Source organism: Streptomyces megasporus (assembly GCF_000718985.1).
Classification (GTDB): domain Bacteria; phylum Actinomycetota; class Actinomycetes; order Streptomycetales; family Streptomycetaceae; genus Streptomyces; species Streptomyces megasporus.
Genome location: NZ_JODL01000016.1, coordinates 198,085 through 217,953 on the forward strand (window position 1 = coordinate 198,085; position 19,869 = coordinate 217,953).

General features: G+C 72.6%; 16 protein-coding genes and 2 pseudogenes. 16 read left to right on the forward strand and 2 right to left on the reverse strand.

Features of this window, described 5'->3' with window-relative positions; genetic code table 11:
* Positions 1-10: 10 nt before the first annotated feature.
* From IF47_RS0115725 to IF47_RS31550, 4 genes and pseudogenes are all read left to right on the forward strand, one after another.
* Complete coding sequence (locus IF47_RS0115725; RefSeq protein WP_037732682.1) at positions 11-1,555, forward strand: aldehyde dehydrogenase family protein; 1,545 nt, start codon at positions 11-13, stop codon at positions 1,553-1,555.
* Positions 1,552-2,715: a CaiB/BaiF CoA transferase family protein gene (locus IF47_RS0115730; protein WP_031509416.1), complete on the forward strand. Its 1,164-nt coding sequence runs from the start codon at positions 1,552-1,554 to the stop codon at positions 2,713-2,715. The genes IF47_RS0115725 and IF47_RS0115730 overlap by 4 nt, the downstream gene beginning before the upstream one ends.
* Positions 2,716-2,781: 66 nt before the next feature.
* A pseudogene (locus tag IF47_RS27865) lies at positions 2,782-3,832 on the forward strand (acyl-CoA dehydrogenase family protein).
* Between the two features lie 374 nt (positions 3,833-4,206).
* Positions 4,207-4,371, forward strand: a pseudogene (locus IF47_RS31550) (class I SAM-dependent methyltransferase); the annotation flags it as partial.
* A gap of 10 nt (positions 4,372-4,381) precedes the next feature.
* On the opposite strand, the gene IF47_RS0115745 reads toward IF47_RS31550, so the two are convergent.
* A complete protein-coding gene (locus tag IF47_RS0115745; RefSeq protein ID WP_245641127.1) occupies positions 4,382-5,887 on the reverse strand; it encodes an APC family permease in 1,506 nt (501 codons plus the stop codon).
* Between the two features lie 309 nt (positions 5,888-6,196).
* On the opposite strand from IF47_RS0115745, the gene IF47_RS0115750 reads away from it, so the two are divergent.
* The 11 genes from IF47_RS0115750 to IF47_RS0115800 all read left to right on the forward strand — a co-directional run bounded on the left by IF47_RS0115750 (position 6,197) and on the right by IF47_RS0115800 (position 17,049).
* Entirely contained in the window at positions 6,197-6,943 is a 747-nt protein-coding gene (locus IF47_RS0115750) for a FadR/GntR family transcriptional regulator (RefSeq protein ID WP_211257221.1), read from the forward strand.
* A 52-nt stretch (positions 6,944-6,995) separates the two neighbouring features.
* Complete coding sequence (locus IF47_RS0115755) at positions 6,996-7,715, forward strand: PDC sensor domain-containing protein (protein WP_037732683.1); 720 nt, start codon at positions 6,996-6,998, stop codon at positions 7,713-7,715.
* 259 nt (positions 7,716-7,974) lie between these two features.
* Positions 7,975-9,177: a cytochrome P450 gene (locus IF47_RS0115760; protein WP_031509420.1), complete on the forward strand. Its 1,203-nt coding sequence runs from the start codon at positions 7,975-7,977 to the stop codon at positions 9,175-9,177.
* 52 nt (positions 9,178-9,229) lie between these two features.
* A complete protein-coding gene (locus IF47_RS0115765; RefSeq protein ID WP_031509421.1) occupies positions 9,230-9,418 on the forward strand; it encodes a ferredoxin in 189 nt (62 codons plus the stop codon).
* A 12-nt stretch (positions 9,419-9,430) separates the two neighbouring features.
* Entirely contained in the window at positions 9,431-10,654 is a 1,224-nt protein-coding gene (locus IF47_RS0115770; protein ID WP_031509422.1) for an NAD(P)/FAD-dependent oxidoreductase, read from the forward strand.
* A gap of 136 nt (positions 10,655-10,790) precedes the next feature.
* Positions 10,791-12,197: a glutamine synthetase family protein gene (locus IF47_RS0115775; RefSeq protein ID WP_031509423.1), complete on the forward strand. Its 1,407-nt coding sequence runs from the start codon at positions 10,791-10,793 to the stop codon at positions 12,195-12,197.
* Positions 12,194-12,967 carry a substrate-binding periplasmic protein gene (locus tag IF47_RS0115780; RefSeq protein WP_051717752.1) on the forward strand — a complete coding sequence of 258 codons (774 nt, stop codon included), beginning with the start codon at positions 12,194-12,196 and terminating at the stop codon, positions 12,965-12,967. Before IF47_RS0115775 ends, IF47_RS0115780 begins: the two co-directional genes overlap by 4 nt.
* Positions 12,964-13,692, forward strand: coding sequence for a gamma-glutamyl-gamma-aminobutyrate hydrolase family protein (locus IF47_RS0115785; protein WP_031509425.1), 729 nt, complete (start codon positions 12,964-12,966; stop codon positions 13,690-13,692). Before IF47_RS0115780 ends, IF47_RS0115785 begins: the two co-directional genes overlap by 4 nt.
* Positions 13,689-15,203: an aldehyde dehydrogenase gene (locus IF47_RS0115790; RefSeq protein WP_031509426.1), complete on the forward strand. Its 1,515-nt coding sequence runs from the start codon at positions 13,689-13,691 to the stop codon at positions 15,201-15,203. The genes IF47_RS0115785 and IF47_RS0115790 overlap by 4 nt, the downstream gene beginning before the upstream one ends.
* Positions 15,200-16,018: a gamma-glutamyl-gamma-aminobutyrate hydrolase family protein gene (locus IF47_RS0115795; protein ID WP_245641128.1), complete on the forward strand. Its 819-nt coding sequence runs from the start codon at positions 15,200-15,202 to the stop codon at positions 16,016-16,018. The genes IF47_RS0115790 and IF47_RS0115795 overlap by 4 nt, the downstream gene beginning before the upstream one ends.
* Positions 16,019-16,299: 281 nt before the next feature.
* Positions 16,300-17,049 (forward strand): SDR family oxidoreductase, encoded by a 750-nt coding sequence (locus IF47_RS0115800; protein WP_031509428.1) that lies wholly within the window; start codon positions 16,300-16,302, stop codon positions 17,047-17,049.
* A gap of 69 nt (positions 17,050-17,118) precedes the next feature.
* Here IF47_RS0115800 and IF47_RS0115805 read toward each other — a convergent pair whose 3' ends face one another.
* On the reverse strand, positions 17,119-18,093 hold the full coding sequence (locus IF47_RS0115805; RefSeq protein ID WP_051717753.1) for a DUF3027 domain-containing protein: 975 nt from the start codon (positions 18,091-18,093) through the stop codon (positions 17,119-17,121).
* Between the two features lie 244 nt (positions 18,094-18,337).
* Here IF47_RS0115805 and IF47_RS0115810 point away from each other — a divergent pair, with 244 nt between their 5' ends.
* A complete protein-coding gene (locus IF47_RS0115810) occupies positions 18,338-19,843 on the forward strand; it encodes an MFS transporter (RefSeq protein ID WP_031509430.1) in 1,506 nt (501 codons plus the stop codon).
* The last annotated feature ends 26 nt before the right edge of the window (positions 19,844-19,869 follow it).

Consider the following 19,869-nt stretch of genomic DNA (forward strand, 5'->3'; position numbering starts at 1 on the left):
GACACCCCTGATGTCCCCTGATCTCTCTCCCGTGGAGGTGAGCCGCGACCCGCGCACCGGTCGCTCGGCTCCCGGGCCGCGGGCCACCGCCCCGAAGGAGCTGTCCGAACTCGTGGCCGCGGCGGCCCGGGACGCGGCCGAGGTCGCCGCCACCGCCCCGGCGGAACGGGCGCGCCGGCTGGCGGCCGTCGCGGACGCGCTGGAGGAGCGCACCGAGGAGCTCGCCGCGCTCGCCGACTCCGAGACCGCGCTGGGCATGGAGCGGCTGCGCGGCGAGGTGGGCCGTGCGGCGGCGCAACTCCGCTTCTACGGATCGGTCGCCGCCGAGGGCGGCTGGCTGGACGTGCGGATCGACCGCGCCGAGGCGACCGGCGTGGGCGAGCTGCGGCGCATGAACCGGCCGCTGGGCCCGGTCGCGGTGTTCGGCGCGAGCAACTTCCCGTTCGCGTTCGGCGTCGCCGGGCACGACACCGGCTCCGCGCTGGCCGCCGGCTGCCCCGTCCTGGTCAAGGCGCATCCGGCGCACCCGCTGCTGAGCGCGCGGCTGGGCTCGGTGGTGTCGGCCGCGCTGCGCCGGGCCGGCGCCCCGGCGGGGGCGTTCGCGCTGGTCGTCGGGTTCGAGGCGGGCCTGGCGCTGGTGGACGCGCCCGAGGTGGCGGCGGTGGCCTTCACCGGTTCGCAGAGCGGCGGCATGGCGCTGGTGGAGCGCGCGTCCCGGCGGCCGGTGCCGATCCCCGTCTTCGCCGAGATGGGCACCGTCAACCCGGCGGTGCTCACCCCGTCCGCCGCCTCGGCCGGCGAGGATGGCGAGGGCACGGCGCGGGCCGCCGAGGGCTTCGTGGCGTCCTTCACCCTCGGCCAGGGCCAGTACTGCACCAAGCCCGGCCTGCTGCTGGCCCCCGCCGGCAGCGGTGCGGCCGGCGCGGTCGCCGCGGCGCTGGCGGAGGTGCGGCCCGGATGGCTGCTGACCGAGGGCATCGCGGCGGCCTACCGGCAGGGGCTGGAGGACCTGGTGAAGGCGGGCGCGGAGCCGGCGGCCTCCGTGCCGGCGGCCGACGGCGGCTTCGCCGCCTCCCCCACCGTCCTGACCGCGCCCGCCGAGGCGCTGCGCGCCGGCTCCCGGCTGCTGGAGGAGTGCTTCGGGCCGGTGGCGCTGGTCGTGGAGTACGGCGACGAGGCCGAACTGCGGTCGGTGCTGGGCCGGTTGCAGCCGTCCCTGGCCGCGGCGGTGGCGTCCGCCGGGGCGGACGACCCCGACCTGCCGTGGCTGGTGGAGCTGCTGTCGCGGCGGGCCGGCCGGGTCGTCGTGGACGGCTGGCCCACCGGCGTGGCCACCTCGTGGGCGCAGCAGCACGGCGGGCCGTGGCCGGCGACCAGCCGCCCGGAGGCCACCAGCGTCGGAGCCGCCGCCCTGGACCGCTTCACCCGTCCCGTGGCCTACCAGTCCGTGCCGCCGGCGGCGCTGCCCGAGGCACTGCGCGACGACAATCCCTGGGGCGTGCCCCGGCGGGTGGACGGCGTCCTCGAAGGCGCCGACGAGAGGAGGAAGGCGTGAGCGGTGGTCCGTTGGAGGGCGTCCTGGTCGCCGACTTCAGCCGCGTGCTGGCCGGGCCCCTGTGCACGATGACGCTGGCGGACCTGGGGGCGACGGTCGTCAAGGTGGAGCGTCCCGGCTCCGGTGACGACACCCGCTCGTGGGGCCCGCCCTGGTCGGAGAAGTCCACGACGTACTTCGAGAGCGTCAACCGCTCCAAGCTGGGCGTCACCCTGGACCTGGCCGACGAGGGCGACCGTGCCCTGGCCCGGGAGCTGGCCCGCCGCGCGGACGTGCTGGTGGAGAACTTCCGCACCGGCTCGCTGGAACGGATGGGCCTGGGCTACGAGCGGGTCTCCGCCGACAACCCCGGGATCGTGTACTGCTCGATCACCGGCTTCGGCAGCGGCGCGGGCGCGGACCTGCCGGGCTACGACTTCGTCGTCCAGGCCGCCGGCGGCCTGATGAGCATCACCGGGGAGGCCGACGGCGCCCCCACCAAGGTGGGCGTGGCCCTGGTGGACGTGCTCACCGGCAAGGACGCCGCGATCGGCGTGCTGGCCGCGTTGGCGGACCGGGCCCGCACCGGCCGCGGCTGCCGGGTGGAGGTGAACCTGCTCTCCAGCCTGCTGGGCTCCCTGGTCAACCAGGCCCAGGGCTTCCTGGAGACCGGTCGCCCGCCGGGCCGGATGGGCAACCGGCACCCGTCCATCGCCCCGTACGAGACGCTGCGCTGCCGCGACGGGCTGCTGGCCGTCGCGTGCGGCAACGACGGTCAGTTCGCGAGGCTGGCGGCCGTGCTCGGCGCGCCGGAGCTGGCCGAGGACGAGCGGTTCGCCACCAACGCCGCCCGGGTCGGCCACCGCGAGGAGCTGGTGGCCGCGTTGGAGGAGCGGCTGGCGTCCGACGGCTGCGCCGCATGGCAGGAACGGCTGACCGGGGCGGGCGTGCCCGCCGGGAAGGTCGGCACGCTCGCCGACGGCTTCGCCCTCGCCGAGCGTTTGGGGCTGGCCCCCACGGTCGTCCCCGAGTCGGGCGGCACGCCCACCGTCCGGCACCCGGTGACCTACTCCACCGACCTGGTCCGCGAGGCGCAGCCGCCGCCGGAGCTGGGCGAGCACGACACGGCGGTACGGGACTGGCTCTCCGATCCCGAGGCCCCGCCGCTTCCCACCCCCTGACCCCGACCCACACGACCCCGATCCATACGATCCGACCGATCCCTCACGTCCTGAGAGGCACACCCCATGAGCACCGCACCCGAGAAGTCCGGGAAGTCCCGCGCCAAGGTCGATCCGCTGGACCTGGCGGGCATCGACGACATGCTCAGCCCCGAGGAGAAGGCCGTCCGGGCGGCCATCCGCCAGGTCTGCGACGCCTCCGTCGACCCCTACGTCGCCGAGTGGTTCGAGAAGGGCGAGCTGCCCGTCATCCGTGAACTGGCCAAGGAACTCGGCGGACTGGGCCTGCTGGGCATGCACCTGGAGGGCTACGGCTGCGCGGGCATGAGCGCGGTCGACTACGGTCTGGCCTGCCTGGAGCTGGAGGCGTCCGACTCCGGCATCCGCTCCCTGGTCTCCGTCCAGGGCTCGCTGGCGATGTACGCGATCTGGAGGCACGGCAGCGAGGAGCAGAAGCAGCGGTGGCTGCCGCGGATGGCCGCCGGCGAGGCCATCGGCTGCTTCGGACTGACCGAGCCCGACCACGGCTCCGACCCGGGCTCCATGCGCACCCGCGCCCGCCGCGACGGGAGCGACTGGATCCTCGACGGCCGCAAGATGTGGATCACCAACGGCTCCGTCGCCGACGTCGCCGTGGTCTGGGCCCAGACCGACGAGGGCGTCCGCGGCTTCGTGGTGCCCACCGACACCCCCGGCTTCTCCGCTCCGCTGATCAAGCACAAGCTGTCGCTGCGGGCCTCGGTCACCAGCGAACTCGTCCTGGACGGGGTGCGGTTGCCCGCCGACGCCGTCCTGCCGGAGGTGCGCGGAGAAGCTGGCGAACATGGCCGTCGAGCTGACGAACGGCACCCTGCTCGCCCTGCACCTGGGCCGCCGCAAGGACGGTCCGGGGCTGCGTCCGGAGCAGGTGAGCATCGGCAAGCTCAACAACGTCTCCAAGGCGCTGGAGATCTGCCGCACCGCCCGCACCATCCTGGGCGCCAACGGGATCTCGCTGGAGTACCCGGTGATCCGGCACATGACCAACCTGGAGTCCGTGCTGACCTACGAGGGCACCCCGGAGATGCACACCCTGGTCATCGGCCAGGCCATGACGGGGCTCCCCGCCTTCCGCTGAGGCTCAAGAGCACGTTCCCGACGGGACTCGACGGGAGGGGCGCCGCGGCGCTCCTCCCGTCTTCCGCACCGGGCCGCGTCGGCGTGCGTCGTTCCCGTCGTGGAAGGTGTCACGGACGAGGGACCGGAGACCGCAAGTCAGCTCTCAGCTCTACCGCAGGTCCTCGGGGAGAGCACGAAACAGACCGGCTCCTCACGAACATGCCCGCGTGAACGGGCCCACGCTGCTTCACAGGCGCCTTCCACGTCTTCCAAGACGGTCTTCCAAGACGGCCCTGGCGAGACCTGCCCCATGCCCGGCATGGCCGGCTTCGGTGGCGATGTTGCCGCGCCGCTGGAGGACGTTACGCGATGAGCATCGGATCGCCCGGTTACGACGACCCCACCCACACCCCCCACCACTGGGCCTACGACCACGAGAAGCCGGTGTAGCTGTTCACCGAAGCCGGGTTCCGATCCGTCGGGCCCCGGCCGTTCGATCCGGCCATCGCCGACCCCAAGCGGCAGTGGGGCAGCGTCTACGTCGTCGCCGTCAAGTGAACGAATCGACTCACCGTCCGAGGAGGCTCCGGCCGGCTCGGAGCCGGTCGTCGAGCGGCACGGGGCGGGCCCGACGCCGTCGCGTCGGTCCCGCCCCCGTGTGTCGTCCCGGTGGGCCGGCTCCCACGACCACCGCGCCGGACAGCAGCACGATGTAGTTGTCGTACCAGGGGGCTTCGGGGGTGCGCGGCCAGGCGAGGGTGACCATGGCGGTGATCCCGTAGACCAGGGCCGCGATGTTGACCGGCAGGCCCCACTTGCCGAGCCGGTAGGGGCCGCTGGGCTTCCAGCCCTTCAGCCGGGCGCGCAGCGCGGCGAACACCACCATCTGGAAGCCCAGGTAGATGCCGAGGGAGGCGAAGCTGACGATCTTCGTCAGGGCGTCCTCGGAGAACTTGGAGGCCAGCACGATGACACCCGGGATGACGAAGGCCAGCGCCAGGGCGTACGGCGGGATGCGCCGGGCCTGGGAGAACTTCCGCAGCAGCCCGCTGCCCACGATCATGTCGTCGCGGCCGTAGCTGTAGGCCAGCCGGCTGGCCGCGGCCTGCAGGCTCATGGCGCAGGAGAGGAAGGACAGCACCACGACGAGCAGGATCACCTTGGAGCCCGCGCTGCCGAAGGCCGTCTGGAGCACTCCGGAGACCGGGTCGGTGTCCTCGCCGGAGATGACCGCGGAGATGTCGGAGACCGACAGCACCAGGGAGACGGTGACGAAGGTGGCCGCCGCGCCGCCGACGTAGATGGTGCGACGCATCGCCTTGGGGATCGTCCGCCCCGGGTTGGGGACCTCCTCGGCCACGTCGCCGCAGGCCTCGAAGCCGTAGTAGTTGTAGATGCCGATCAGGGAGGCGGCGGCGAACGCCCACAGGTAGTTGCTGCCGTCTCCGGCGCCGAAACTGTCGAAGAGCACGCCGAGGTTGTGGTGCCGTTCGGTGGCCAGCAGCCACACGCCCACCGCGAGGGCGCCCAGCAGCTCGGCGCTGAACCCGATGATGGCGGCGATGGCCAGGACCCGGGTGCCCAGGTAGTTGATCAACGTAGCCAGCACGAGGATCACCAGCGAGCAGACGATGACGGTGTCGACCGTGGGATCGAACCCGAGCATCGAGGCGAAGTACAGACCCGCGCCGGAGACCACACTGGCGATGGTCACGAACAGCGCGATCATGTAGACCCAGCCGGTCAGCCAGGCGTACCGGCGGCCCCACAGCCGCCGCGCCCAGGGGTAGACGCCGCCGGCGACCGGATACTGCGCCACCACCTCGCTGAACACCAGGGCGACCAGCAACTGGCCGACGCCGGCGATGACCAGGGCCCAGATCATCGGGGGGCCGCCCACCGCCAGGCTCACGGCGAACATCGTGTAGACGGCGGTCACGGGCGACAGGTAGGTGAAGCCGAGCGAGAAGTTCGCCCAGGGACTCATGTCCCTCTTGAACTCCGAGGTGTAGCCCAGCGAGGCGAGTTGTGCCGCGTCGCTGTCGTGGTGTCCCGTTGGGGCGTTGGGACTCATACGGACTCCCGTCGTCTCGAACCGAAAAGGGTGGAGGACATGCGGATGTACGGGGAGCGATGTGATGTGCTGCAGCGTCGGAGCGGTGCGGAATTCGTTGTCCGCACCTGGATCCGGTGGCCGGGGGTGGAGGTGGCCCTAAGATGCTCCGGGTATGGCGCGAAAAACTACAAGCCCAGTTTTTATTGCACAAGACTCCTCGCTGTTACGCGCAGGTGACGACACCCCGGGTGACGGGCCGGTGACGTTCGGGTGACGATCGACCGGCGGACCCAGGAGGAGCAATCGGATGACAAAGGACGAGAACGCATGACCACGAGCGGCGCACCGGTGATGCGCACCTCGCTGATCTCCCCGCTGAACGTGGGAGGACGGGCGGAGGAGGTCGTGGAGCGCATCAGCAGGGCGATCCTGCTGGGGCTCGTGGTCGACGGCGAGCAGCTTCCCACCGAGGTGGAGTTCGCCGGCCAGCTCGGCGTCTCCCCCATGACCCTGCGGGAGGCGCTGGCGATCCTGCGGCAGCAGGGGCTGGTCGAGACCCGCCGCGGCCGCAACGGCGGCACCTTCGTGCGACGCCCGGTGAACCCGCCGCGCGACCCGCTGGAGGAGCGGCTGCGCTCCACCACCGTCTCCAAGCTCCGCGATCTGGCCGACGAGCAGTTCGCCGTCGCCGGGGCCTCCGCCTTCTTCGCCGCGGAGCGCGCCTCGGCGGCGAGTGTGCGGAAGCTGCTCCAGCTCGTCGAGCAACTGGCGGTGGCCGAGGAGTACGGCGACCGGATACGGGCCGACAGCCGGTTCCACATCGAGGTCGCGATGGCCTCCCAGTCCGAGCGGCTCACCCGGCTGGAGGTGAACCTCCAGGCCGAGCTGACGTCCCTGCTCTGGCTGCCGATCGAACCCCGGGCCGTGCTGGAGGAGGCGGTCGCCGACCACCACGCCATCGCCACGGCCATCGCCGAGGAGGACGGAGAACGGGCTCGGGCCCTGTCCGAGCGCCATGTACAGCGCAACCTGCGCCGACTGATCGAGCTGCACCTGGTAGTGGCGGAACAATGAAAGGGGGGCGCCCATGTGTCCCGACGTAGCCGCGCCGGAAGGCGGACCGCCCATGATGGCCACGGAAGAACTGGACATGCTCCTGGAACGGGTCAAGGCCCTGCTCACGGAGGTCTTCGACCGTCTGGAGACCGTCGCGGGCGAGGTCGTCGCCCGCCGCCGCGCCGTACTGGCCGAGGGCGGCTCCTTCGGGGTGCGGGAGGTGGACGCCCTCAAGCCGATCCTCGTCGAGCAGATCGACGCGCAGCCCGCGGCGGACGGCTTCGGCTTCTTCGCCGCGGCCGGGCTGCTGCCGGAGCGCGACCGGCACTTCACGTGGTGGCAGCGCGGCGGCACGGGCTTCGTCCAGCTCAGACTGAACCTGGACCCGAGCAGCGTGGACGTCTACGACTACTTCGAGATGGAGTGGTTCGCCGCCGGGCGCGATCGCTCCCACCGCTCGGTCTTCGGCCCGTACGTGGACTACTTCGGCGCCGACCGGTACGTCTTCACCCTCACCGCCCCCGTCTTCGACGAGACCTTCCTGGGCGTGGTCGGGGCCGACCTGCGGGTGAACGAGTTCGAGCCGCGCCTGCTGGCGGCGCTGCGCGGGGGCGCCCACGACGCGGTGCTCGTCGGCCCGGAGCGGCGGGTGATCGCCGCGAACACCTCGCGCTGGGTGATCGGCTCCCGGCTGCCGAGGACGCCCCGGGCCGGGGAGGAGGGCTTCACCGCGGTGGGGGAGGTCGGTCTGGACAGCGGCTGGGTGGTGGCCCTGGCTCCTCGCGAGTAGCCGGCACTCCCCAGAGGAAAACAGAACACACCGGAAACGAACACAGAAGACGGGACCGCCGCGGTCGATCCGACCGCGGCGGTCCCGTCTTCATGTCCGCCATGCTCCCCAAAAGGGGCGATTTAACGGGCTTTCAAACGGTCCACGGCGACCCCGGTGAACGGGGTCGAACTTTTTCGCGACGACCCCTTGACTAACAAACTCTAAGTTTAGAGTATTTGGCCACTCGCAAAGCTCCCTCCGAGAGTTGGAGAGTTCCATGACGGGTACAACTCTCGACGTCGCCCCGTACTTCGACGTCGCCGACCCGGGTTTCTCGATCACCTCCCCCGCCGTGCACGAAGCGCGGGAACGCAGTTGGTACGCCCGGACCAACTACGGCCTGGCCGTGCTGCGCTACGACGAGGTCAACCGGCTGCTCAAGCACCCCAAGCTCCGCCAGGGGAGCGTGGCCTGGCCCGCCCACAACGGCGTGACCGAGGGCCCGTTCGCCCGGTGGTGGGACAGTTGGATCCTCAACAAGGAAGGCGAGGAACACCACCGGCTGCGCCGGCTGATGAACCCGGCCTTCTCCCCGAAGCTGATCAAGGGCCTGGTGCCGCGCTTCCAGGCGCTGGCCACCGAGCTGATCGACAACTTCGCCGAGCCCGACCGGTGCGAGTTCGTCTCGGAGTTCGCCGAGCCCTACGCGGCCCGCGTGATCGCCATCATGCTCGGCATCCCCGAGGACGAGTGGCAGGTCATCTCCACCGACGCCGCCACCATCGGCCTGGCCATGGGGGTGACCCTCCGCCAGGACCTACCGAAGATCGAGGAGGCGCTGGAGCGGCTCTACCGGTACTCCGACGACCTGATCGCCGACCGCCGCCGCACCCCCCGCGAGGACTTCGTCACCCGGCTCGTGGAGGCCAGCCGCGACACCGACAAGCTCAGCGACGACGAGCTGAGGGACGGTCTGGTGCTGCTGATCTTCGGCGGGTTCGACACCACCCGCAACCAGCTCGGTCTGGCCATGCAGACCTTCGTCGACCACCCCGACCAGTGGCGCCTGCTCGCCGAGCGGCCCGAACTGGGCGGCAAGGCGGTCGAGGAGATCATGCGCGTCAACCCGACCACCCGCTGGGTGACCCGCGAGGCCGCGGAGGACTTCACCTTCCAGGACGTGGAGATCGAGGCCGGCACCACGATCCACCTGTGGACCGAGTCGGCCGGCACCGACCCCCGGGTCTTCGGCGGTTCCCCCTTCGACATCACCGCCGAGCGCAAGCCCCACTTCGGCTTCGGCGGCGGCGCCCACCACTGCCTGGGCCACTTCGTCGCCCGCAGCGACATGAGCGAGGCCCTGCCGCTGCTGGCCAAGCGCCTGCGCGACCCGAAGATCGCCGAGGGCTCCGAGTGGCTGCCCGACTCGGGCAACACCGGCCCGATCCGGCTGCCCCTCACCTTCACTCCGGCCTCCTGACCGGTTCACGAACGGTTCCCCCAACCGTCAGCAGAGCGAGAGGAACACCCCCATGAAGGTCACCGTCGACATGTCGCTGTGCCAGGACCACGGCCAGTGCGCCATCGCCTCGCCCGCCGTCTTCCAGATGAACGACGAGGGCAAGCTCGTCTACGAGGGCGAGCCCGACGACTCGCTGCGCGACGAGGTCGAGGAGGCCGCCGACGTCTGCCCCGTCCAGGCCATCTTCATCGAGGGCTGACGGAGACCGGCCATGACCGCACACGTCGCCGTCGTCGGAGCGTCGCTCGCGGGCCTGCGAGCGGCCGAACAGCTCCGCGCCGCCGGGCACACCGGGCCCATCACGGTCCTCGGCGCGGAACCGCACCTCCCCTACAACCGGCCCCCGCTCTCCAAGGAGTTGCTCTCCGAGCCGGGCGCCCCCTCGCCGGCCGACCTCCACGCCAAGGTGGCCTTCCGCCGCCGGGCGTCGGTCGCCGACGTGGACTTCCGGCTCGGCCTGCCGGTGGTGGAGGCCGACCTGACCCAGGGCAGGCTCTCCCTGGAGGACGGCTCCGTCGTCACCTTCGACGGGCTCGTCGCGGCCACCGGGCTGCGCCCCCGCCGGCTGAACCTCCCCGGTCCGTCGGCCGGACGCCACGTGCTGCGCACCCTCGACGACTGCGTGGGGCTGCGCGGCGCGCTGCGGCCGGACGCCGACGTCGTGGTGATCGGCGCCGGGTTCATCGGCTGCGAGGTCGCCGCGACCGCCCTGAAGCTGGGCTGCCGGGTCACCGTGGTGGACCCCCTCGGGGCGCCGATGCAGCGCGTCCTCGGTCCGTCGCCGGCCGCCGCCGTCCAGCGACACCACGAGGCCGCCGGCATCCGGTTCGTCATCGGCCGGTCCATCGTCGGCTTCCTCGGCACCACCGCCGTCACCGGGGTCGAACTCGACGACGGGAGCACCCTCGACGCCGACGTCGTCGTCGAGGCCGTCGGCTCGATCCCCAACACCGAGTGGCTGGCGGGGAACGAGGGGCCGGACCTGAGCGACGGCATCCTGTGCGACAACCTGCTCAGGGGCCACGGCGCCGAGCGGTTCGTCGCCGTCGGGGACGTCGCCCGGTTCCCCAACCCCCTGTTCGACGAGGTGCCCCGCCGCGTCGAGCACTGGTCCATCCCCACCGACACCGCCAAGCGCGCGGCGGCCACCCTCACCGCCGACCTGTCGGGCGCCGAACCCGACCCGTCCCCGTTCGCGCCGATCCCCTCCTTCTGGAGCGACCAACTGGACCTGCGCTTCCAGAGCTTCGGCTCCCCCGCCCTCGCCGACGAGGTGCGGGTGGAGGAGGGCGACCTGGAGCGGCCCGCGGACGGCGTGCTCGTCACCTACCACCGACGGTCGACGCACGTGGGCACCGTCGCGATCAACCTGCCGCCCGCCCGTCAGCGCGAGCTGCGCCGGGCCTTCGACGCCCTCGTGGCCGTGGCCGCCTGACCCGGCCCCCTCTTTTCTCGTCTCTCCTCAGTCTCTCCTCGTTTCAGTCTCTCCTCGTTTCCCCTCGCCGCTTTTCCCGCCATTCCCCCTTCCCCGCTCCGGGCGAAGACCCGCCGCGAGACCCTTTGAGGTACACATGACCACCATCACGACCGGCACCACCACGGCTCTGGACCAGCACCGCGAGCGCAACGCCGACCGGGACGCGATCGAGGCGGTGCAGAAGCGCATCGCCGACGCCGGTGTGGAGTACGTCTACTACCAGGCCGTGACCATCAACGGCCGCGTCATCGGCAAGGTGGTGCCCGCCGAACACCTGCTCCGCAACGTGGAGAAGGGCGTCAACATGCACCGCACGGTGATGGCGGACTTCCAGGTCGACCGGGCCGGCAACCTCCTCGGCGGCGGCAGCGAGGCCGCCGAGTTCACCGCGCTGCCCGACCTCGACACCTTCGCCGTGCTGCCCTGGGACTCCAGCGTCGGCCGCTTCTTCTGCCGCCTCTACGAACCCGAGCACCGGCCCGAGGTCGGCGGCCGGCCGCTCGCCACCGACGTGCGCGGCAACCTCATCCGGCTGCACGAGGACTTCACCGCCCGCACCGGCCTGGAGCTGCGCACCGGCTGCGAGCCCGAGATGACCTGGACCGGCCCCGGCCTGGAGGTGCACCACCGCCCCGACGACAGCCCGGCCTACCGGGTGGACCTGCTGGAGCAGAGCCGCCCGATCTACCAGAAGGTCACCTCCTACGCCAAGGCCCTCGGCTTCAACATGATCGAGGGCGACTACGAGGACCCCGGCCAGATCGAACTCAACTGGATGTTCGACCACGCCGACCTGACGGCCGACCGACTCATCACCTACCGGCAGCTTTGCCGCCAGGTGGGCCGCGAGCTGGGCATCAAGCCCAGCTTCATGCCCAAGCCGGCCACCGGCATGATGGGCAACGGCTGCCACCACAACCTCAGCCTGTGGCGCGGCGACGAGAACGTCCTGGAGGAGCCCGGCCGCCGGGAGCTGCACCTCACCGAGACCGGCCTCCACGCCCTGGGCGGCATCCTCACCCACGCCGCCGCCTCCATGGCCGTCATGGGACCGACCGTCAACTCCTACAAGCGGTACTGGGACTCCGGCCAGTTCGCCCCGTCGCAGATCAACTGGGGCAAGGACAACAAGACCTGCACCGTGCGCCTGTCGGCCAACGGACGGCTGGAGTTCAAGCTCCCCGACGCCATGGTCAACCCCTACCTCTCGCACGCCGTCCTGATCGCCGCGATCTCGGACGGCCTGGAGAACAAGATCGACCCGGGCCCGGCCCAGCAGGGCTCCAGCTACAGCGACACCCCCGGCATCCCCCGGTTCACGCCGCTGCCGCTGAACCTGGGCGAGGCGCTGCAGGTCTTCAACACCGACCCGGTCGTCAAGGCCGCCATCGGCGAGGAGACCGCGGAGCTGTACTACGCCTACAAGTGGGACGAGTGGGCCCGGTTCTGCGGCGTCGTCACCGACTGGGAGCACATGATGTACTCGGAGGACACCCCGTGACCAAGCCCCTCCGCCTGGCCTGCATCGACTCCGACGCCGCGCCGCTGTTCCTGCCCAACGACCCCGTCCGGGGGCGGCGCGGCTACGAGCCGGCCGTCGGCGAGCTGATCGCCGACGAGCTCGGCCGCCCGCTGGAGTGGGTGTTCCTGCCCTGGGCCGAGATGATCCCCGCCGTGCGGCGCGGCGAGGCCGACGGCGTGCTGTGCGGCCAGGGCGTCACCGAGGCCCGTCTGCGGCAGGTGGACTTCACCCGCCCGTACGCGGTCTTCCACGAGTCCGTGCTCGTCCGCCGCGGCGATCCGGTGGGCTCCGCCGAGGACCTGCGCGGACGGAAGGTCGCCGCCATCGCGGGCAGCACCAACATGGCGCTGGCCGAGACCTTCGACGGCGCGATCACCGTGCCCTTCGGCGGCGACTCCGACGACGTGTTCGGGGACATGCTCAAGGCCCTCAAGGCCGGTGAGGTGGACGCGGTCGTCGACGACGACGTCGTCTTCGTGCCGCTGGGCGACCACCCCGACTACGAGCTGGCCTTCACCGTCCGCACCGGCAACCGCTGGGCCGTCGGCGTCGCCAAGGACCGCCCGGAGGACCTGGCGGCCCTGGACGGCGCGCTCGGCCGGATCATCGCCGACGGCCGACTGGCCAAGGCCTGGGCCGAGTGGCTGCCGGCGCTGGAGTACCCCTTCGGCGACGAGACGGACGGCGGGACGGGCGGCGGGTCCGACGGGACGGGCGGCGGCGCCGGCGGGACGGAGGGCCGGGCATGAGGCCGCTCATCGCCGTGGTCGGCCGCCGCGCCGCGTCCGTCTCCGGCCTGCGGTTCGCCGCCACCGTCGCCGCCGAGGCCCTGGGCGACGCGGTGTTCGCGGCCGGCGGCGAACCGCTGATCCTGCACGGCGGACCGCGCGCCGAACTGCCCGAACTGCCGGGCCGGTTGGCCCGGTTCGACGGTGTGCTGATGCCGGGCGGGTCGGACCTCGATCCGGCCCGCTACGGGCAGCAGCCGCACCCCGAGACCCGGCCCGACCATCCCGAACAGGACGACCTCGACCTCGCGGTGGCCCGGGCCGTGCTCGACCTGGGCCTGCCCACCCTGGCCGTCTGCCGCGGCCTGCAGGTGCTCAACACCGTCTGCGGCGGCACCCTGAACCAGCACCTGGCCCAGGGCCCCGTCGAGCACCTCGACGGCCACCACACCGTCACGGCCGAGGCCGGCTCGCGTCTGGCGGCCGTGGTGGGGTCCGAGCCCTTCGAGGTCTCCTCCTACCACCACCAGGCCGTCGACCGGCTCGGCGACGACCTGCGCGTGGTGGCGCGGGCGACCGACGGCTGCGTCGAGGCGGTGGAGCACACGACGGCGGACGTGCTCGCCGTGCAGTGGCACCCGGAGGACCTGTTCGACACCTCCAAGCAGGACGGCGCCCTCTTCCGCGACCTCGTCGAACGCGCCGCGAACCGACGTGCCGCAACCCGAAAGGAGCGCGCAGCATGACAGCGACCCCGGAGGAACAGGCCCTCGCCACCCGCGCCGAGCTGGAGAAGCGCTTCGCCGCACTGTCCCTCCCCAACCGGCTGTACATCGACGGGAAGCCGGTCGACGCCGCCGACGGCGCCACGTTCGACCGGATCTCCCCGCGCGACGGCCGGAGGATCACCTCGGTCGCCGAGGGCAAGGCCGAGGACGTCGACCGGGCCGTGGCCAGTGCCCGGAAGGCGTTCGAGAGCGGCGTCTGGTCGCACCTGGCGCCCCGGAAGCGGCGCGAGGTGCTCCAGAGGCTGGTCCGGCTGGTCGAGGAGCACGCCGAGGAGCTGGCTCTCCTGGAGAGCGTCGACATGGGCAAGCCCTACCGGGACGCCCTCGCCGTCGACATCCGGGTGACCCTCCAGACCCTCTCCTTCTACGCCGAGGCCGTCGACAAGTTCTACGACGAGGTGGTCCCCACCGACCGGGACACCCTGGCCACCATCACCCGCGAACCCATCGGGGTCGTCGGCGCGGTGGTCCCGTGGAACTTCCCGCTGATGATGGCCATCTGGAAGATCGCGCCGGCGCTGGCCTCGGGCAACGCCATGGTCCTCAAGCCGGCCGAGCAGTCCCCGCTGACGGCCCTGCGCTTCGCCGAACTGGCCACCGAGGCGGGCGTTCCCGACGGCATCCTCAACGTGGTGCCGGGCTTCGGGCCGACCGCCGGCGCCGCCCTGGGACGCCACGGGGACGTCGACGCGATCACCTTCACCGGCTCCGGTCCGGTGGGCCGGCTGTTCCTGAGGTACGCGGCCGAGTCCAACCTCAAGGAGGTCTCGCTCGAACTCGGCGGCAAGTCCCCGCACGTCGTCCTGGCGGACGCCCCGGACCTGCGGACGGTCGCCAAGTACGTCGCGAGCGGCATCTTCTTCAACCAGGGCGAGGCCTGCTCCGCCGGGTCGCGGCTGCTGGTCCACCGGGACGTCAAGGACGAGCTGCTGGAACTCGTCCTCCAGGAGAGCCGCGAGACCGTCGTCGGCGACCCGCTCGACCCGCGCACCGACATCGGCGCGCTGGTGGAGGAGAAGCATCTGGAGCGGGTCCTGGGGTACGTGAACGGCGCCGTGGAGGAGGGCGCCCGACTGATCCTGGGCGGCGACCGCGTCCTTCGGGAGACCGGCGGGTACTACGTGGAGCCCACCGTCTTCGAGGCCCGGCCCCGGATGCGGATCGCCCGCGAGGAGGTCTTCGGCCCGGTGCTCTCCGTCATGACCTTCGACGACGCCGACGAGGCGGTGCGGCTGGCCAACGACACCGACTACGGTCTGGCCGCCGCGGTGTGGTCGAAGGACCTGTCCACCGCGCACCGCATGGCCCGGGCGATCCGGGCCGGCACCGTGTGGGTCAACAACTACGACGAGAGCGACATCACCGTGCCGTTCGGCGGATACCGTCAGTCCGGTTTCGGAATCCCCGACAAGTCCCTGCACGCCCTGGAGAAGTACACCCGGCTGAAGTCGACCTGGATCAAGCTGTGACCGAATTCCACGCAGAGGGAAGCAAGCTCCCCGGCGACGTCCCCGTCGTCCTCCGCTCCGAGGTGGAGCCGGAGGGCGGCACGGCCGGGAACGACGGGCCGCGGATCGCGGTCCTGGTCTCGCTGAACTTCCCGGACATGACCGACGAGACCGCCGATCTGGTCCGGAACTTCACCCGGACCGCCCTGACCGCCTTCCGCGACCTGGGCGCCCGCTGTGAGCTCGTCGAGACCTCCACTCCGCTGGAGGACCTCGGTGATCCGGAGCGGGTCGCCGGGTACGACGGGCTGTTCCTGCTGGGTGGCGGCGACGTCCACCACGAGCTGTACGGACGCGCCGAAACGGCGCCCCACTCCTACGGCGTGGACCGCCGGGCCGACGAGTTCGCCCTCGCCGCGATCCGCGCGGCGGTCGACGCCGACCGGCCGGTGCTGGGGGTCTGCCGCGGCTCGCAGTTGGTCAACGTCGCCTTCGGCGGCACGCTCGTACCGGACATCGAGGACTACCGGCTGCACCGCGGCGGCCCGGGGAAGCCGATGTTCCTCGACGAGAAGGTGACCGTCACCGAGGGCACCCGGCTGGCGGGCCTCGTCCGGGACACCCGCCTCACCGTCCGCTCCGGACACCACCAGGCCGTCGCCCGGGTCGGCGACGGACTGGTGGCGGTGGCGCACGCCGACGACGGTGTGATCGAGGGGACCGAGCACCCCGACAAGTGGGTGATCGGCGTCCAGTGGCACCCGGAGGACCCGGCCGGCTCGGAGGTCCACCGGACCCGGCTCCTCCGGGGCTTCCTCGACGCCTGCGCGCGTTAGGGGGCGCGCACCGAGCGCACCGAACCACTCCCCTCCCCTGGAGAAGGCTCCCGGCGGACGCTCCGTCCGCCGGGAGCCTTCCGCACGTCGCGCCCCGGCCCCGTCCCGCCACCACTCCGTCGGGCGAGCCGGGCCGGGGCGATTCGGGGGCGGTTCGGGGGACGCCGTCCCCCGGGCCGGGGAGAGCCGTGGCAACGGGCCGGCCGCGGGGCGACAGTGCAGGGGAAGGAAGGCCGGCGGTTCGCCGTCCGGCCCGGCCGACTCCGGGAAGGAAGCCCCGCATGACCACCGACCCCCGCCCCACCGCCGAGGCGCCGCGCGTCGCGATCGTCACCGGCGGCTCCCGCGGCATCGGCCGCGAGACCGTACGCCGACTGGCCGCCGACGGCTGGGCCGTCGTGGTGAACTACGCCGGCAACGCCCGAGAGGCCGAGGCCGCCGTCGACGAGGCGGGCGGCCGGGCGATCGCCGTCCGGGCGGACGTCGCCGACGAGGCGGCCGTCGCCACGCTGTTCGACGTGGCCGAGGAGGAGTTCGACGGCGTCGACGCCGTCGTCAACGCGGCGGGCCGGATGTACCTGTCCCCGGTCGCCGACGTGGACCTGGACGCCCTCGACGCGGTGCACCGCACCAACGTCCGCGGCACCTTCGTGGTGGCGCGGGAGGCGGCCCGCCGGGTCCGCTCCGGAGGCACCATCCTGCTGTTCTCCACCTCGGCGATCGGCCTGGCCCTCCCGAACTACGCGCCCTACGTCGCGACCAAGGGCGCCGTGGAGGCCATGACCCTGATCCTCGCCCGCGAGATGCGCGGCCGGGACGTCACCGTCAACACCGTCGCGCCCGGCCCCACCGCCACCGCCCTGTTCCTGGAGGGCAAGGACGAGGAGACCGTCGCCCGGCTGGCCTCCCAGCCTCCGCTGGAGCGCCTGGGCGCACCCGCCGACATCGCCGAGGTCGTCGCCTTCCTCGTCTCCCCGCGGGGGCACTGGGTCAACGGCCAGGTCGTCCGCGCCAACGGCGGCATCGTCTGACCGGGCCGGACGCCGAACCGGACGCCGGGCCGGGCGGGGCTGCGGCGAGAGCCGCGGGACGTGTGCGGGTCACGCCTCCGTGTCGGCGCCCGCCTCGGTGTCCCCGTCGGTCGCACCGGCCTTGTCTTCGCCGTCCGCGCCGTCCGTGCCGTCGGAATCGCCCGTGCGGTCGGGGCCGTCCGAGTCGCCGTCCAGCGGCAGTTCGTCCAGTCGCGTCTCGTCCACCACCGGCGGAGCCGGCCGGGGCGTCTTGGGCATGACAGCCGCCTCCGAGTGGGCGCCACAGCCGTAGGCGAGGGAGACCACGCGGCCGTCGGCCGGGGAGAACTCGTTGGCGCACACGCCGAACGCCTGCCGCAGGGAGCCCGCCATCGGCACGAGGAAGCCGCAGCTCATGCACGTCGCGGGGGCCGCCTGGGCCATGGGCGTCCCGGAGCCGAACGCCTCCTCCCACCGGTCGGCGGCGGCGTGCAGGCCGAGGCGCGACAGGACGCGGGGCCGGCCCATGCCGATCTCCTCGGCGACCGCGGCGATGCCGCCGCGCGCCGGGGCGCCCGGGAACTCCCCGGGCTCGTTGGTGGCGACCTCGGCGTCCTCGGCCTCCGCGATGCTGTCGCCCTCCTCGGCCGCCTCCTGCGACAGGACCGAGTTCGGGGGCGGGGCGTCCGCGCCGGTGAAGCCCGGCTCCAGACGCGGGTCGTCGGCGGCCGTGGGCAGCAGGTCGCCGGGGCCGAGGTCACCCGGACGGAGACGTTCGCTCCAGGGCACCCATTCGGGGGCGAGCAGCGCGTCCGGACCGGGCAGCAGGACGGTCTCGTCCAGCGTCACCGTCCGCGCCCGCAGGGCCCGTGCCACCGTGACGGCCCACCGCCAGCCGCGGTAGCCCGACTCCAGGCACTCAAAGAAGTGTGTGACGACGCGGTCCCCGTCGGCCACGGCACCCAGATGGTCCCCGACCTTGCCCGGGAAAGCGGCCTCCTCCGCCGCCTCCCGAGCCAGTTCAACCGCCTCGGCGCACAGGCGATCAGGGGCCCGGCCTCGCATCGCAGCACTCACAAGAATCGATTCTCTCCTACGCCGTTTCGCGAGCGCGCCTCCCGTAGGCCCAGTTCAGAGCGGGTGAGGACGGAGCGGACCCGGGGACCGCTGCGACGTCCCGACTCCCGCGATATCGCCGGGTGGAGCGCACTGTCCCTCCACGCTACCCCACGTGGGTCCGCCTCCAACCGTCGCACCTTCAACCAAAAGGCGCCGGGCTGGGCAGCCGCCGTTGGGGCACACTTGCGACGTGGCAGCCTTCAGGACGCCCCGGCGAGGCGAGGGGCGGTTCCGTCGTACGGCGCGGGCGATCGTCCGCGCCGTACACGCGCCTCCCCGCGCGCTCGGGCGACGGATCCGCCGGGCGACGCACGCGCAGGGGGCGGGAGAGTCGGGCCTGGGCAAACTCATCGAACTGCACGCCGTGAACTCCGCGGGCGACATGATGATCACCGTCGCCCTGGCCTCCACCATCTTCTTCTCCGTCCCCACGGGCGAGGCCCGGGGGCGGGTCGCGCTCTACCTGGCCGTCACCCTGGCCCCCTTCGCGCTGCTGGCGCCGATCATCGGGCCGCTGCTGGACCGCATCCCGCACGGTCGGCGCGCCGCGATGGCCGGTTCGATGCTGGCCCGTGCGCTCCTCGCGCTGAGCATGGCGGGGGCGGTGGCCACCGGCAGCCTGGAGCTCTATCCGGCGGCGCTGGGGGTCCTGGTGGCGTCCAAGGCGTACGGGGTGGTCAGGTCCGCGGTCGTGCCCAGACTCCTGCCGCACCGCATCTCGCTGGTCAAGGCCAACTCGCGGGTGACGCTGGCCGGTTTGCTGGCCACCGGCGCCGCGGCGCCGGCGGGGGCGGCGCTGCACGGGCTGGGGCCGTCCTGGCCGCTGTACGGGGCCTTCGTCGTCTTCGTCGTCGGAACGTTCCTGTCCTTCTCCCTCCCCCACAAGGTGGACTCCGCCAAGGGCGAGCGAAAGGCGTTGCTGTCCGCCTACGAGGCGGCGAACGGCGCCGGGTCCGAGGACGCGCGGGAGGTCCGGGAGGTCCGGGACGGCGAGCGGGCCGCCGGCGGCGACGCGGTGGGGAGCACCACCGGAACCGCCACCGGAACCGGAGGCGGGGCCGGCCCCGGGGACGGGAACGGGAACGGGAAGCCGAAGCGGCCCGGACTGCGGACGGTCGGCGCGTCCGTGCTCAACGCGCTGATCGCCAACTCCTCCCTGCGCGCGCTCTCCGGCTTCCTCACCTTCTTCCTCGCCTTCATGCTGCGCGAGCACCCCCTGCGCGGGCTGGACGCCGTCGTCTCGCTGGGGGTCGTCGCCGTCGCCGCGGGCGGCGGCAACGCGCTGGGCACGGCGCTGGGCGCCTGGCTGCGGGACCGCGGACCGGAGTTGATCATCGCGTCCGTGCTGGCCATGGCGCTGACCGCGGCCGTGGTGGCGGCGGTGCTGTACGGCACGGTCACCGTGCCCGTCCTCGCGGCGGCCGCCGGGATGGCGCAGGCGCTGGGCAAGCTCTCCCTGGACGCCCTCATCCAGCGGGACGTCCCCGAGGTGGTGCGGACCTCCGCCTTCGCCCGCTCCGAGACGCTGATGCAGATGTCGTGGGTGGTGGGCGGCGCCATCGGGATCGCGCTGCCGCTGATCGGCCCGGTCGGCATGGGGGTGGCCGGGCTGATCGTCGCGGCGGGCGCGCTCGCGACCGTCCGGCCCCTGTTGTCCGCCGCGCGCCACGGCACGCCCCACCCGCGCGTCGCGTGAGGGGAACCGCCGGGTAGCCTGCACGT